The organism is Pluralibacter sp. (assembly GCF_019237635.1).
Taxonomy (GTDB): Bacteria; Pseudomonadota; Gammaproteobacteria; order Enterobacterales; family Enterobacteriaceae; genus Enterobacter_B.
The window spans coordinates 1-15,390 of record NZ_JAFAGS010000061.1 but is presented as its reverse complement, the minus strand read 5'-3'; the positions used below and the strand labels follow the sequence as shown (position 1 = coordinate 15,390).

14 protein-coding genes are annotated in these 15,390 nt (G+C 55.5%); 13 read left to right on the top strand and 1 reads right to left on the bottom strand.

Annotated elements, in window-relative coordinates; translation table 11 throughout:
- Positions 1 to 1,532 (bottom strand): MASE1 domain-containing protein (locus tag JO226_RS07400; RefSeq protein ID WP_293545289.1); only part of this gene is annotated, 1,532 nt, incomplete at its 3' end.
- A 294-nt stretch (positions 1,533 to 1,826) separates the two neighbouring features.
- On the opposite strand from JO226_RS07400, the gene udk reads away from it, so the two are divergent.
- From udk to gmd, 13 genes are all read left to right on the top strand, one after another.
- On the top strand, positions 1,827 to 2,468 hold the full coding sequence (udk, locus tag JO226_RS07395; RefSeq protein ID WP_293545287.1) for a uridine kinase: 642 nt from the start codon (positions 1,827 to 1,829) through the stop codon (positions 2,466 to 2,468).
- A 79-nt stretch (positions 2,469 to 2,547) separates the two neighbouring features.
- Positions 2,548 to 3,129 (top strand): dCTP deaminase, encoded by a 582-nt coding sequence (gene dcd, locus JO226_RS07390; protein ID WP_293545285.1) that lies wholly within the window; start codon positions 2,548 to 2,550, stop codon positions 3,127 to 3,129.
- A gap of 23 nt (positions 3,130 to 3,152) precedes the next feature.
- Complete coding sequence (gene asmA, locus JO226_RS07385) at positions 3,153 to 5,006, top strand: outer membrane assembly protein AsmA (protein WP_293545282.1); 1,854 nt, start codon at positions 3,153 to 3,155, stop codon at positions 5,004 to 5,006.
- Positions 5,007 to 5,649: 643 nt separating this feature from the next.
- Entirely contained in the window at positions 5,650 to 6,783 is a 1,134-nt protein-coding gene (locus JO226_RS07380) for a polysaccharide export protein (RefSeq protein ID WP_293545280.1), read from the top strand.
- Between the two features lie 6 nt (positions 6,784 to 6,789).
- The gene (gene wzb / locus JO226_RS07375) at positions 6,790 to 7,233 is read left to right on the top strand and encodes a low molecular weight protein-tyrosine-phosphatase Wzb (RefSeq protein ID WP_293545277.1); all 444 of its coding nucleotides are present in this window, start codon (positions 6,790 to 6,792) and stop codon (positions 7,231 to 7,233) included.
- 2 nt (positions 7,234 to 7,235) lie between these two features.
- On the top strand, positions 7,236 to 9,398 hold the full coding sequence (gene wzc, locus JO226_RS07370; protein WP_293545274.1) for a tyrosine-protein kinase Wzc: 2,163 nt from the start codon (positions 7,236 to 7,238) through the stop codon (positions 9,396 to 9,398).
- A gap of 22 nt (positions 9,399 to 9,420) precedes the next feature.
- Positions 9,421 to 10,260, top strand: coding sequence for a colanic acid biosynthesis glycosyltransferase WcaA (wcaA, locus tag JO226_RS07365; RefSeq protein WP_293545292.1), 840 nt, complete (start codon positions 9,421 to 9,423; stop codon positions 10,258 to 10,260).
- Positions 10,260 to 10,748: a colanic acid biosynthesis acetyltransferase WcaB gene (gene wcaB, locus JO226_RS07360; protein WP_293545271.1), complete on the top strand. Its 489-nt coding sequence runs from the start codon at positions 10,260 to 10,262 to the stop codon at positions 10,746 to 10,748. The genes wcaA and wcaB overlap by 1 nt, the downstream gene beginning before the upstream one ends.
- On the top strand, positions 10,745 to 11,962 hold the full coding sequence (wcaC, locus tag JO226_RS07355; protein ID WP_293545268.1) for a colanic acid biosynthesis glycosyltransferase WcaC: 1,218 nt from the start codon (positions 10,745 to 10,747) through the stop codon (positions 11,960 to 11,962). The genes wcaB and wcaC overlap by 4 nt, the downstream gene beginning before the upstream one ends.
- Positions 11,937 to 13,160 carry a colanic acid polymerase WcaD gene (gene wcaD / locus JO226_RS07350; protein WP_293545265.1) on the top strand — a complete coding sequence of 408 codons (1,224 nt, stop codon included), beginning with the start codon at positions 11,937 to 11,939 and terminating at the stop codon, positions 13,158 to 13,160. The genes wcaC and wcaD overlap by 26 nt, the downstream gene beginning before the upstream one ends.
- A gap of 8 nt (positions 13,161 to 13,168) precedes the next feature.
- Positions 13,169 to 13,915 (top strand): colanic acid biosynthesis glycosyltransferase WcaE, encoded by a 747-nt coding sequence (wcaE, locus tag JO226_RS07345; protein WP_293545262.1) that lies wholly within the window; start codon positions 13,169 to 13,171, stop codon positions 13,913 to 13,915.
- Positions 13,916 to 13,930: 15 nt separating this feature from the next.
- Positions 13,931 to 14,503: a colanic acid biosynthesis acetyltransferase WcaF gene (gene wcaF / locus JO226_RS07340; RefSeq protein WP_293545259.1), complete on the top strand. Its 573-nt coding sequence runs from the start codon at positions 13,931 to 13,933 to the stop codon at positions 14,501 to 14,503.
- On the top strand, positions 14,496 to 15,390 hold an 895-nt coding region (gmd, locus tag JO226_RS07335; RefSeq protein ID WP_293545257.1), incomplete at its 3' end, for a GDP-mannose 4,6-dehydratase. The genes wcaF and gmd, both read left to right, overlap by 8 nt.

The following is a 15,390-nucleotide window of genomic DNA, read 5'->3' as shown; positions in this document are numbered from 1 at the left end:
CCTTTGACGTGAATGCGAAACTCAAGCTTAAAGGGCGAGCGGGTGTGAAGGGCGTTGCGGATAACCCGCTCTGCGTGCTCTTTATCCTCTTCCACCAGACAGTTGTACCAGAGGTTCCAGCTCGGCTTCATATGCGAGGGAATGTCGTACAGTTCGAACATACGTTTATCCCAGGAGATGATATCCGGCGCCAGCTCCCATTCCCAGATGCCGATGCCGCCCGCCTCATTGGCAAGAGTAATACGCTCCATCAGGCGCTTATTGACCCATTCGGTTTGTTTGAGGTCGTTGATATCTTCCACCTGCGCGATGAAGTACAGCGGCGTACCGTCGGCGTGACGCACTAACGACACCGCCAGTAGCGCCCAGACGACCTCGCCTTTGCGGGTGTAGTAGCGTTTTTCCATCGAGTAGCTGTTGATGTCGCCGCGCACCAACTGTTCGAGCTGTTCAAGGTCGCTGTTGAGATCTTCAGGCCAGGTGAGCTGCTGGAAGGTCATGGCGCGCAGCTCGTTCTGGCTGTAGCCAAGGAATTTGCACAAGGCCTTATTCACCTGCAACCACTGCCCTTCGGTGCCGACCAGCGCCATACCGATGGCCGAATATTCCATGGCGTTGCGAAAACGCTCCTCGCTTTCGGAGATATGTTTACGTTCGGCGCGAAAGGCGTACATCACCATGGTCATGACGCTTACGGGCAGCAGCATGAGCAAAAACGGCAGCCAGGGGGCATTGTTCATCACATGTTCATGCGGTGTTATCAGCGTCGTCGGGTCTACCGCCATCATCAGCGACAGCATCATCACGGTGATGAGGAAGATGGTGAAGGCCTCCATGCGGGGCAGACGCACGGCGCTCCACATCATCAGCACGATGACAAAGGTAAATGGCCACGGCATCCAGAGCATGGCCATGGCGCTGAGCGCCAGTGTGACAACCAGCGTCAGCAGAGTTTCCAGCAGCAGCGACGGGTCGCGATGGCGTTGTAAATAGCGGGATTTAAACAACAGCCCCAGTGGCACCAGCGCCAGCGCGCCGACGGACTCCGACAGCACCCATATCAGAAAGGTTTGCAGCGGTTGGTCGCCCGGGGCGCACAGCAGTACCAGAAAACCGCCGAGCAAGGGCGAAACGACGGCGCTGGCGAGGACCATACGCACCCAGTCATGCAGGTTTTGCAGCGGATTGTACTGCGGCAGCAGTTTACGCAGCAGTAGCGCGCCGACCACCGCTTCAATCACATTAATCGAGGTGTAGATAAAATCCAGTTGCTGAATAGTGTCATGCTGCATCGATGCCAGCAAACTGCTCAGTATGCAGACGACCGCGATGGGGGGCCAGTTTCGTCCAGGATGGCGGTAAAACGCCACCATCATAATGGTGGTGGGAAACCACATGGGTGAAAGAATGCCGCCAAAACGGGTCAGTTCGAGACAGAACCAGGTAAAAACAAACGTCAAAAGCCCGAGGCTGACGAAGCGCAGTACAGGATAAGGGGGCGTTGCCAACACAGAGTGTTCAGATGTTTTCATGTACCACTTTCCGCAAAGTCTGTCCTGCCGGATGCTTGTCTGAAATGATGAGGTATTCAATGGGATTATGCTAGTACAAAGAATTTACATTTCCTATGGCGGCTGGCCATTATTTAACAGCCCATGAGACATGAATGTCTTCTTCCGATTAAAATTTGACATAATGTCGCGAAAAATGACCGTCATGGCGGTTGCATTCGACTGGTATCGGCGAGCTGAAATCCCTATAATTGCCGCGTTTGACGCTCCGGCGTCGCCCTTCCTACTCCCAGGTTAATCAGGTCGCAAAAATTTATGACTGATAAGTCCCATCAGTGCGTCATTATAGGTATTGCTGGCGCATCGGCTTCAGGTAAAAGTCTCATCGCCAGTACGCTTTACCGCGAATTACGTGAACAGGTTGGCGATGAGCACATTGGTGTGATCCCTGAAGACAGCTATTACAAAGACCAAAGCCATCTGTCGATGGAAGATCGGGTTAAAACCAACTATGACCACCCGAGCGCCATGGACCACAGCCTGCTGTTTCAGCATTTACAGACGCTTAAACGCGGCGAGGCGATTGAGCTGCCGGTTTACAGCTACGTAGAACATACCCGCACGCAGGAAACCGTGCATATCGAGCCGAAAAAAGTCATTATCCTCGAAGGGATCCTGCTGCTGACGGATGCGCGCCTGCGTGACGAGATGAACTTCTCTATTTTCGTCGACACCCCGCTGGATATTTGCCTGATGCGTCGTATTAAGCGCGACGTTAACGAGCGCGGGCGCTCGATGGATTCGGTGATGTCGCAATACCAGAAGACGGTTCGTCCGATGTTCCTGCAGTTTATTGAACCTTCTAAGCAATACGCCGATATTATCGTGCCGCGCGGCGGTAAAAACCGCATCGCTATCGATATCCTGAAAGCTAAAATTAGTCAGTTTTTTGAATAATTTCCCTGAATTAGGTACTGTGCAAACTCGGCTTGCCGCCTGATGGCGTGCGAGCGTGATGCATAAAAGGAGAAAGCGCATGCGTCTGTGTGACCGAGATATTGAAGCCTGGCTGGATGAAGGCCGTCTGGCAATTACCCCGCGTCCCCCGATGGAACGTATTAACGGGGCGACGGTTGATGTTCGCCTTGGCAATAAATTTCGTACCTTCAGTGGCCACACAGCGGCGTTTATCGATCTGAGCGGACCAAAAGCCGAAGTCAGCGCGGCGCTGGATCGGGTGATGAGCGAAGAAATCGTACTGGCCGACGGCGACGCGTTCTATCTTCATCCGGGCGAGCTGGCGTTGGCTGTGACCTATGAATCGGTCACGCTGCCGGCGGATTTGGTCGGCTGGCTGGACGGACGCTCCTCGCTGGCGCGTCTCGGATTGATGGTTCACGTGACTGCGCACCGTATCGACCCAGGCTGGTCCGGTTGCATCGTGCTCGAGTTTTTCAACTCCGGCAAGTTGCCGCTGGCGCTGCGTCCGGGAATGCTTATCGGCGCGCTGAGCTTTGAGCCGCTCTCCGGCCCGGCGGCGCGCCCGTACAACCGTCGCGAAGACGCGAAATACCGCGATCAGCAGGGCGCGGTTGCCAGCCGCATCGATAAAGACTGAGTGGACTGACCGTCGAGGGTGCCATGAGACGAATTCTGACGACGCTGATGATTTTGCTGGTGGTCATTGTTGCTGGCCTCTCGGCGTTGGTGCTGCTGGTCAATCCGAATGATTTCCGTGACGGGATGGTCAAACAGGTGGCTGCCCGTAGCGGTTACCAGCTCAAGCTGGATGGTCCGCTGCGTTGGCACGTCTGGCCGCAGCTGAGCATTCTTTCCGGGCGCATGACGCTGACCGAGCCGGGCGCCAGCGCGCCGCTGGTGCGGGCTGACAATATGCGCCTCGATGTCGCGCTGTTGCCGCTGCTTTCGCACAAGCTGCAGGTCGACAAGGTCATGCTCAAAGGCGCAGTCGTCGAACTGACGTCGCAGACCGAAGCGGTGAAAGACAGCACTGCCCCGGTCGAGCCGAAAAACAGCGATCTGCCGCGTATCAACACCGGCAGCGGCTGGTCATTTGATATTTCCCGTTTGCAGGTCGCCGACAGCGTGCTGGTGTTCCAGCATGCAAACGATGAGCTGGTGACCGTTCGCGACATCCGTCTGCAAATGGAACAGGATGCGCAACATCAGGCCACCGTTGAATTCAGGGGCCGGATGAACCGCGACCAGCGCGACTGGACGCTGTCGTTTACCGCTCAGGTCGACGGCAGCCGTTACCCGGATAATCTCTCCGCGACCTTTAATAAGATGAACTGGTCGCTTCAAGGCGCTGAGCTACCTGTACAGGGCATCAGCGGTCAGGCAAGCTTCCAGGCCGCCTGGAAGGAAGCGCAGAAGACGTTAAGCTTCAGCCAGCTTGCGTTGACGGCCAACGACAGCGTGCTGCGCGGCGAAGGCCATGTCGTGCTGGGCGATACGCAGCCGCAGTGGACGCTGAATCTGCAGGCTGACAAACTCGATCTGGATAACCTGCTGGGGCAGGAGGCGCCTGCAGCGACCACAACGGTCACTCAGCAAGGACAGAGCCAGCCGCCGCGTCAGCAAAGCCCGGTGATCGCGGATAACGATACCCGGCCTGATTACAGCAATCTGCGGGGGTTCAGCGCTGACCTGCTGCTCAACGCCGGTCAGGTTACCTGGCGCGGAATGAATTTCAGCAACGTCAGCGCACAGGCCAGCAACCAGTTTGGGCTGCTGACGATAAGCCAGCTACAGGGGACGCTGGACGGCGGCCAGATGTCACTGCCCGGTACGCTGGACGCCCGGGGGGCTGAACCGACGGCAAACTTCCAGCCGAAGCTGGATAACATTGAAATCGGGACGATCCTCAACGCGTTTGATTACCCCATTAATCTGACCGGTAAACTGTCGCTTGCTGGTGATTTTTCCGGCCAGAAGGTCGACGCCGACAATTTCCGTCATGACTGGCAGGGGCAGGCGCACCTTGAGCTGCGCGATTCCCGGGCGGAAGGGCTTAACTTCCAGCAACTGGTGCAGCAGGCGGTTGAGCGCAGCACCAACGTGAAGGGCAAAGAGAGTTTTGAAAGCGCCACCCGGCTGGATCTGTTTGCCAGTGATATTGCACTCGACAGCGGCGTGCTCGACTTCAGCAACATGAGCGGGCAGTCTTCCATGCTGGTGCTGGACGGCAGCGGTTCGCTTGATCTGATCAAAGAGCAGGGCGATATGCGCTTTAACGTGCGCGTGCTGGAGGGCTGGGAAGGCGACAGCAACCTGATTGCCGTACTGAAGAAAACGGCGATTCCGCTGCGGGTTTATGGCCCATGGGCGTCGCTGAACTACAGCCTGCAGGTAGACCAGGCGCTGCGCAAAGAGCTTCAGGATGAGATGAAGCGTCGTCTTAACCAGTGGGCCGACCGCAACCAGAACGACCAGAACAGCAAGGATCTGAAAAAACTGTTGGACAAGCTCTGACGCGCTTGGCGTCCGGGTTGTCTCCTTTGCCGGGCAGGTATCACACCGCCCGGCTTTTTATTATCCGGTGTTTGACGCCGGTATCATAATTTAATTATGGAATACACGGGAACAATATTAATATTCACCTGCGGATTATCTTATAAATACGCCATCGTGCAATTATAAAACCTTATTCTTCTTGTTTTTTATTATTGCTGGAAATATTGCCTGGCTAATTGTTTGAATTTACACCTCCGCCGCTGATGTCAATATAAAGAAACTCCTAAAAATAGCTTCGTGCATATGCTTAATATTATTCTTAAAAATACATGCTGCACCCTTTGTCAACTTGCCTGTTATTCTCTTAGCTGCAACAATTCTTCCGGCATCAAAAAAATACTCTTTTGTGTGATTTGGTAATTAGAAACTGAGTCAGTGCAGTGTGTTGGTCGCTGAGAACCAGGGGCGGTAGCGTGTCTGCAGATGTGATAATTAGCCCGATTATTCTGTCAAGAGCATACTGGCGAATGAATAATTTTTAGGACTGATGCTGGTTATATTATGCGGAGATTAACGGCATCCTCGATATGCCTGCCCTGCAGGAATATGACTTTATTTTATTCGTTCAGGATAATTTTTCTGCCAAAGTGATAAATAATCAATGATGAAATCCAAACTAAAATTGATGCCATTATTGGTGTCTGCCACCCTGATCAGTGGTTGCACGGTCCTTCCCGGCAGCAATATGTCTACCTTCGGAAAAGATGTGATGAAGCAGCAGGATGCTGATTTCGACATTGACCGAATGGTGAATGTTTATCCGCTGACCCCGCGACTGATTGAACAAATGCGCCCGCGCCCGGATGTGGCGCAGCCGAACGCGTCGCTGGATCAGGCGTTAAGCAATTATCAGTACCGTGTAGGGGCCGGGGATGTTCTGAGCGTGACGGTCTGGGATCACCCGGAGTTAACCACGCCCGCAGGCCAGTACCGCAGCTCCAGCGATACCGGCAACTGGGTGCAACCCGATGGCTCGATTTTCTATCCCTATATCGGCCGTGTGCAGGTTTCCGGTAAGACGCTGGCGGAAATCCGCACCGTCATTACCGGCCGTCTGGCGGCGTACATCACCGACCCGCAGGTCGACGTCAACGTTGCGGCTTTCCGCTCGCAAAAAGCCTATGTCTCAGGCCAGGTCACTAAGTCCGGCCAGCAGCCGATTACCAACGTGCCGCTGACGGTGCTCGACGCCATCAACGCCGCAGGGGGCCTGACCGAACTTGCCGACTGGCGCAATGTGGTGTTGACCCACAACGGCCGCGAGCAGCGTATCTCTCTGCAGGCGCTGATGCAAAACGGCGATCTCAGCCAGAACCGCCTGCTGTACCCGGGCGACATTCTGTTCGTGCCGCGCAATGACGACCTGAAAGTCTTCGTCATGGGCGAGGTGAAGAAACAGAGCACCCTCAAGATGGACTTCAGCGGTATGACGCTGACCGAAGCGCTGGGGCAGGCGGAAGGTATCGACCTGACGGCCTCCGACGCCAGCGGTATCTTCGTGATCCGTCCTATCAAAGACGGCAAGAGCGGCAAAATTGCCAACGTTTACCAGTTGAACATGTCTGACGCGACCTCGCTGGTGATGGCGACCAACTTCGTTCTGCAGCCGTATGACGTGGTGTATGTGACCACCGCGCCGGTAACGCGCTGGAACCGTCTTATCAACCAACTGCTGCCAACCATCAGTGGCGTACGCTACATGACGGACACGGCGAAAGACATTCATACCTGGTGATGCGCCATGTTTAACAAAATTCTTGTGGTTTGCGTTGGCAATATTTGCCGCTCCCCGACGGCGGAGCGGCTACTGAAAAACTACCTTCCGTCGCTAACCGTCGCGTCGGCCGGGCTGGGGGCGCTGGTGGGCAAAGGCGCGGACGATAGCGCGATGCGCGTTGCCGCGACCCATAACCTGTCGCTTGAAGGGCACTGCGCCCGACAGATCTCCAAAACGATGTGCCGCGAATACGATCTCATCCTGACGATGGAGAAGCGCCATATCGCCCGGCTGTGCGAGCTGGCGCCGGAGATGCGCGGAAAAGTCATGCTGTTCGGCCACTGGGACGACGAGCGTGAGATCCCCGATCCGTATCGTAAAAGCCGCGACGCTTTTGAAGCCGTGTACCACTTACTCGATCAGTCCGCGCTCCGATGGGCGCAGGCGTTGAAAGTACAGCAGGGATAACAATGACAGATAACGTAAAACCGATGGTCTCACCGGCCGCTGGCGGTGATGAAATCGATATTGGCCGCCTGCTCGGCACGGTAATAGAGGCGAAATGGTGGGTGCTTGGCATTACCGCGGCGTTTGCCGCCCTGTCAGTCATCTATGTCCTGTTCGCGACGCCTATCTACAGCGCGGATGCGCTGGTGCAGATTGAACAAAACACCAGCAGCTCGCTGGTACAGGATCTGAGTTCGGCGCTGAGCAACAAGCCGCCCGCTGCGGATGCGGAAATTCAGCTTATTCAGTCGCGCATGGTGCTGGGTAAAACGGTAGAGGATCTGAACCTTGACATCGCGGTGACGAAAAACACGTTTGTGCTGCTTGGGGCGGGGTGGGAGCGGCTGATGGGACGGGCGGGCGAGTCCGTAACCGTCAACAGCTTCACGCTGCCCGCCGGGATGAAAGACCAGGTTTTCACCCTTGAGGTGCTGGGACCAACGCAGTATCAGCTCACCAGCGACGGGGGTTTTAGCGCCCGCGGCCAGGTCGGGCAGAGGCTGGACAAAAGCGGTGTTGCCATCCTGGTCGGCGCCATTAACGCCCAGGCGGGCGGTGAGTTTACCGTCACCAAATACTCGACGCTCGGTATGATAAACACCCTGCAAAATAACCTCACCGTCACTGAAAACGGTAAGGATACCGGGGTGCTGAGCCTGACCTATACCGGGGAAGACCGGGAGCAGATCCGCGATATTCTCAGCAGCATCACCCGCAACTATCTTGCGCAAAATGTGGAGCGTAAATCGGAAGAGGCGGCGAAAAGCCTGGCTTTCCTCGCCAGACAGTTGCCGGAGGTGCGCAGTCGCCTGGATATCGCTGAGAACAAGCTCAACGCCTATCGCCAGCAGAAAGATTCGGTTGATATGTCGCTTGAAGCGAAATCGGTGCTCGACTCAATGGTCAACATCGACGCCCAGCTTAACCAGTTGACCTTCAGCGAAGCGGAAATCTCCAAGCTGTATACCACAATTCACCCGGCCTACCGCACGCTGCTGGAGAAGCGCCGTACGCTGGAGGAGGAGAAAGCCAGCCTCACCAAACGCATTACCGCCATGCCGCAGACCCAGCAGGAAATTGTGCGCCTGACGCGGGATGTGGAATCCGGCCAGCAGGTTTATATGCAACTGCTGAATAAACAGCAGGAGCTGAAGATTCAGGAAGCGAGCACGGTGGGCGATGTGCGAATCGTCGACCAGGCGATTACCCAACCGGGCGTCCTGAAGCCGAAAAAAGCGCTGATTGTCCTCGGCGGCATTATTCTCGGCCTGATGCTGTCGATTGTCGGCGTGCTGCTGCGTTCGCTGTTCAACCGCGGCATTGAAAGCCCGCAGGTGCTCGAAGAGCAGGGCATTAACGTCTATGCCAGCATTCCGCTGTCGGAATGGCAGAAAAAGCGCGATCAGGTGAAAACCGTCAAGGGCGTCAAGCGCTATAAGCAGAGCCAACTGCTGGCGGTAGGCAACCCGACCGACCTCGCCATTGAGGCCGTGCGCAGCCTGCGCACCAGCCTGCACTTCGCCATGATGCAGGCCGCCAACAACGTGCTGATGATGACCGGGGTCAGCCCGTCGATCGGCAAAACCTTTGTCTGCGCCAACCTGGCGGCCGTCATCAGCCAGACTGGCAAGCGCGTGCTGCTTATCGACTGCGATATGCGCAAGGGCTACACCCACGAACTGCTCGGCACCACCAATGATAACGGGCTGGCGGAATGGCTGGTCGGGAAAACCGAGATTGTCCAGAGCGTCAAGCGGACTTCCATCAGCAATTTTGACCTCGTCCCGCGCGGGCAGGTCCCGCCGAATCCGTCCGAACTGCTGATGAGCGGGCGCTTTGCCGAACTGGTGAAATGGGCCAGCGAGCACTATGACCTGGTGCTTATCGATACCCCGCCGATTCTGGCGGTCACCGATGCCGGTATCGTCGGGCGTCATGTCGGCACCACGCTGATGGTGGCGCGCTACGCGGTGAACACCCTCAAAGAGGTGGAAACCAGCCTGAGCCGCTTCGGGCAGAACGGCATCCCGGTGAAAGGCGTGATCCTCAACTCTATCTTCCGCCGTGCCTCCGGTTATCAGGATTACGGTTATTACGAGTACGAATACAAGTCCGACAGTCAATAATCATGGCAGGTCTCTTATGGTAATTAACGAACATCCGCTGATCTCCATTTATATGCCCACGTGGAACCGACAGCAGCTGGCCATTCGCGCGATTAAATCCGTATTGCGTCAGGATTATCCCCACTGGGAGCTTATCGTGGTGGACGACTGCTCCGCCGCCTGGGAGCAACTGCAGCAGTTTATCACCGGGCTTAACGATGCGCGTGTGCGTTATACCCGTAATGCGCACAACGGCGGCGCCTGCGCGGTGCGCAATCAGGCGATTTTGCAGGCCTCCGGCCAGTTTATCACCGGCATTGACGACGACGACGAGTGGACGCCGAATCGCCTGTCGGTGTTCCTGGCGTACCGCCAGCAGTTGCAGTGCCATGCGTTCCTGTACGCCAATGATTACGTCTGCGAAGGGGAAGTCTATTCGCAGCCGGCGAGTCTGCCGCTGTACCCGAAATCCCCCTATTCGCGCCAGCTGTTCTACAAGCGCAATATCATCGGCAACCAGGTCTTTACCTGGGCGTGGCGCTTCAAAGAAAGCCTGTTTGATACCGAGCTCAAAGCCGCTCAGGATTATGACATTTTCCTGCGTATGGTGGTGGCGTACGGCGAGCCGTGGAAAGTCGAGGACGCGACGCAAATCCTGCACATTAACCACGGCGAGATGCAGATAACCTCGTCGCCGAAAAAATTCTCCGGCTACTTCCAGTTTTATCGCAAGCACAAAGCCAAATTTGACCGCGCCAGCAAAAAGTACCAGCTGTTTACGCTCTATCAGATCCGCAATAAGCGCATGAACTGGCGCACGCTGCTGACGCTGTTCTCGCTGCGTAACGGCAAACGTCTGGCCGACGGCCTGCGGGGGAAATGATGCTCGACGATTTACGTGCCAACAGCTGGAGCCTGCGGCCCTGCTGCATGGTGATGGCCTACCGTATCGCCCATTTTTGCTCCGTGTGGCGTAAGAAAAATATCCTCAACAACCTGTGGGCCGCGCCGGTGCTGGTGCTGTACCGGCTGGCGACAGAGTGCCTGTTTGGCTATGAAATTCAGGCTGCCGCGACCATTGGCCGTCGCTTCGTCATCCATCACGGTTATGCCGTGGTGATCAATAAACGCGTGGTGGCCGGGGATGATTTTGTCATCCGCCATGGCGTGACTATCGGCAACCGCGGGGCAGACAATCTGGCCTGCCCGGTTATCGGCAACAACGTCGAGCTGGGCGCCAACGTGGTGATGATTGGCGATATTCGTATCGGCCATAACGTGAAGGTCGGCGCAGGCAGCGTGGTGCTCGACAGCGTGCCGGACGATGCGCGGGTGGTGGGAGAGAAAGCGCGAGTGAAGGTGAACATATGAATATTCTGCAATTTAACGTCCGTCTTGCGGAGGGCGGGGCGGCAGGTGTGGCGCTTGACCTGCACCAGCGGGCGCTGCAACAGGGGCTGTCATCGCGCTTTGTGTATGGCTACGGTAAAGGCGGTAACAAGAGCGTCAGCCATGACCGCTACCCGAATGTTATCAAGCACACCGCGCGGGTGACCTCAATGGCGAATCTGGCGCTGTTTCGGCTGTTTAATCGCGACCTGTTCGGCAATCTCAACGGTCTGTGGCAAACCGTCACCCGCACGCCGGGGCCGCTGGTGCTGCATTTTCATGTGCTGCACAGCTACTGGCTAAACCTGGATGAGGTGGTGGCGTTTTGTCATCGCCTGAAGGCGCAGCGGGATGATGTCCGCGTTGTCTGGACCCTGCACGACCACTGGAGCGTGACCGGGCGCTGCGCGTTTCTCGACGGCTGCGATGGCTGGCAAACCGGCTGCGTGAAATGCCCGACGCTGACCAACTACCCGCCGGTCAACATCGACCGCGCGCGTCAGCAGGTGGGCGGCAAACGCCTGCTGTTTCGCGAGATGATCGCGCTGGGCTGTCAGTTTATTTCGCCGAGTCTGCATGTCGCCCAGGCGTTTAACCGACTCTACGGCGAAGGGCACTGCCGGATTGTGAATAACGGTATTGATGTGGCGACCGAGGCGATTTTACGCGAACTGTCGCCGCAGGTGGTGACGGGCCAGACGCCGAAAATCGCCGTCGTGGCGCATGACCTGCGCTACGACGGTAAAACTGACCAGCAGCTGGTGCGGGATATTATCGCGCTGGGCGAGGCGGTAGAAGTTCACACCTTCGGCAAGTTCTCGCCGTTTAGCGGCAGCAACGTGGTGAACCACGGTTTTCTGACCGACAAACGCCAACTGATGAACGCGCTGAACCCGATGGATGCGCTGCTGTTCAGCTCCCGGGTCGATAACTACCCGCTTATCCTCTGCGAAGCGCTCTCCATCGGCGTCCCGGTGATCGCGACGCCGAGTGACGCCGCCCAGGAGGTGCTGGATAAATCCGGCGGCCGTACGGTAGCGCGCGAGGAGGTGCTGGCGCTGGTGCAATTGCCGAAAGCGCAGATTGCGCAGGCGGTCTTCGCCACCACGCTTGCGGCGTTTCACCAGCGCAGCCGTCAGGCCTACAGCGGGCAACAGATGCTGGAGGAGTATGTCTCGTTCTATCAGAGTCTGTAGCTACCTGCTGCTGCCGTTAATCTATCTGCTGGTTAACGTCAAAATCGCGCAACTGGGGGAAAGTTTTCCCATCACAATAGTGACCTTTCTGCCGGTGCTGCTGTTGTTGTACGTCGAACGCATCAATCTGAAAAAGCTGATGATTGCGCTCGGTATCGGCGGCGGGCTGACGCTGTTTAATTACGTCTTCGGCAAGTCGCTTGACGCCAGCAAGTACGTCACTTCGACGATGCTGTTTGTCTACATCATTATCATCATCGGCATGGTGTGGAGTATTCGCTTTAAGACCATCTCGCCGCATAACCACCGTAAAATCCTGCGCTTTTTCTATGCGGTGGTCACGCTGGTGGTGATGCTGGCGGCGGCTGAAATGGCGCAGATTATTCTCAGCGGCGGCAGTAGCCTGATGGAAACAATTTCGAAGTTTCTGATTTACAGCAATAGCTATGTGCTCAACTTTATCAAGTTTGGCGGCAAGCGGACCACCGCGCTTTATTTTGAACCAGCGTTCTTCGCTCTGGCATTAATCTCAATTTGGCTCAGTATCAAACAGTTCGGTATCAAAACAGCGAAAACCGATGGTATGATTCTGGCAGGGATAATACTTTCGGGTTCATTTTCCGGAGTAATGGCTTTTATCTTATTTTATTTGCTGGAGTGGGCCTTTCAGTACTTGAATAAGGAGGCGATTAGGAAAAAACTGCCGTTGGCGATTATCTCTTTTGCGGTCTTTTTAGTCGGCGTGGTATTTGCTTTTCCGTATATTTCTGAGCGGCTTGGCGACCTCGGTACAGAAGGGTCGTCATCGTACTACCGAATTATTGGCCCTCTGGTGATGGTGGGGTATTCATTAACCCATATTGACGGGGTGGTGCGTTTTGGTTCGCTGTATGAGTATGTCGCGTCATTCGGAATTTTTAACGGTGCGGACGTTGGTAAAACGATAGATAATGGACTGTATCTGTTAATTATCTATTTCTCATGGTTCGCCATATTGCTCACGGTGTGGTATCTGCTAAACGTGGCGAAAATGACAATTACCGCGTTTGGCAACAACCAGAATTTTGGTGTGCAGTTGTATTTATTTTTTCCGGTGTCGCTGTTCTTTACTGGCTCTATTTTTAGTCCGGAATATGCTTTTTTAATTGTCTGTCCGTTTATTCTGCGTAAAGCGCTGAAGATAACGCACAGCGAATGAGGTGGAATATGCTGCTAAGTGTGATTACCGTTGCATTTCGTAATTATGACGGCGTGGTAAAAACCTGGCAATCGCTGGCCCATCTGGCGCGCGATCCGCGTATCGAGTTTGAGTGGATTGTCGTCGATGGCGCCTCGGGCGACGGTACTGAGGAATTTCTGAAAAAGCATAACGGCGAGTACCGGTTACGCTACGTCGCCGAGAAGGACAACGGCATCTATGACGCCATGAATAAAGGCATCGCCATGGCCCAGGGCCGCTTTGCGCTGTTTCTCAATTCCGGGGACGTGTTTCATCCGGATGCGGCGGAGGTGGTGGCGCAGCTGGCGGCGAAGAAAAACGATGCGATGGTGATTGCCGACGCGCTGCTGGATTTTGGCGATGGCCATAAACGCCGTCGGGACGCCAAACCCGGCTGGTATATTTACCACAGCCTGCCAGCCAGCCATCAGGCAATCTTTTTCCCGCTCAGCGGGCTCAAGAAATACCCGTACGATCTGCAATATCGCGTTTCTTCTGATTATGCGCTGACCGCCAGAATGTATAAGGCCGGGTATTGCTTTACGCGTATTAAAGGACTGGTTTCGGAATTTTCCATGGGCGGCGTATCAACCTCCAATAATCTGCAACTGTGCCAGGATGCCAGAGCCGTGCAGCGCAATATATTACGCATGCCAGGGGTTCTGACGGCGTTGTCTTATTTATTACGTTTGCGCACCACCGGTAAAGCAAAAGCCTTATATAACAAAACCTGAATATAATGGCAGATTATGCAGGAATTAAGTGGATTCTCGGTGCCAAAAGGGTTCCGGGGCGCGGGAGGTATTAAGGTGCAGTTATGGTGGGCGGTACAGGCAACGCTGTTTGCCGGGTCGCCACAAATATTTTATCGCTGGCGCGCTTTTTTATTACGCCTGTTCGGCGCGCAGGTGGGGAAAAATGTGGTGGTCCGTCCATCAGTCAAAATTACCTATCCATGGAAATTAACGCTCGGCGATTACGCATGGGTGGGGGATGACGCCGTTTTATATTCTCTGGGTGATATCACCATCGGCAAAAATTCCGTGATATCGCAGAAGTGTTATTTGTGTACCGGCAGTCACGACTACCGCAGTGCGCATTTTGATATTACCGCGACGCCGATTGTGATTGGCGAAAAATGCTGGCTGGCGACGGATGTCTTTGTCGCACCCGGGGTCTCGATTGGCGATGGCACCGTGGTGGGGGCGCGCAGCAGCGTATTTAAATCATTACCGGCAAACGCGATTTGCCGGGGTAATCCCGCAGTGGTGACGCGCGAACGCGTGGAATCCGTAAATATTGAGGAACAGAAACATGACTAAAGTCGCTCTCATCACCGGCGTAACCGGGCAGGATGGCTCTTACCTGGCAGAACTGCTGCTGGAAAAAGGGTATGAAGTACATGGTATTAAGCGTCGCGCCTCCTCGTTCAATACTGAACGCGTGGATCACATTTATCAGGACCCGCACGCTGGCAACCCGAAGTTTCACCTGCACTACGGCGACCTGACCGATACCTCCAACCTGACGCGTATTTTGCAGGAAGTGCAGCCGGATGAGGTGTACAACCTCGGCGCGATGAGCCATGTGGCGGTCTCCTTTGAGTCGCCGGAATATACTGCGGACGTCGACGCTATCGGCACCCTGCGTCTGCTGGAGGCGATCCGCTTCCTGGGGCTGGAGAAGAAAACCCGTTTCTACCAGGCGTCGACCTCGGAGCTGTACGGTCTGGTGCAGGAGATCCCGCAGAAAGAGACCACGCCGTTTTACCCGCGCTCGCCGTATGCCGTCGCCAAGCTGTACGCCTACTGGATAACCGTCAACTACCGCGAATCTTACGGGATGTACGCTTGTAACGGCATTCTGTTCAACCACGAATCCCCGCGTCGCGGCGAAACCTTCGTGACCCGCAAAATCACCCGCGCTATCGCCAACATTGCCCAGGGGCTGGAGAAGCGTCTGTACCTTGGCAACATGGACTCCCTGCGTGACTGGGGACATGCCAAAGACTACGTCAAAATGCAGTGGATGATGCTACAGCAGGCGCAGCCGGAAGATTTCGTGATCGCCACCGGCGTGCAGTACTCCGTGCGCCAGTTTGTCGGGATGGCGGCGGCGCAGCTGGGCATCAAGCTGCGTTTTGAAGGCCAGGGCGTGGATGAGAAAGGCATTGTGGTCTCGGTGACCGGCCATGACGCGCCGGGGGTGA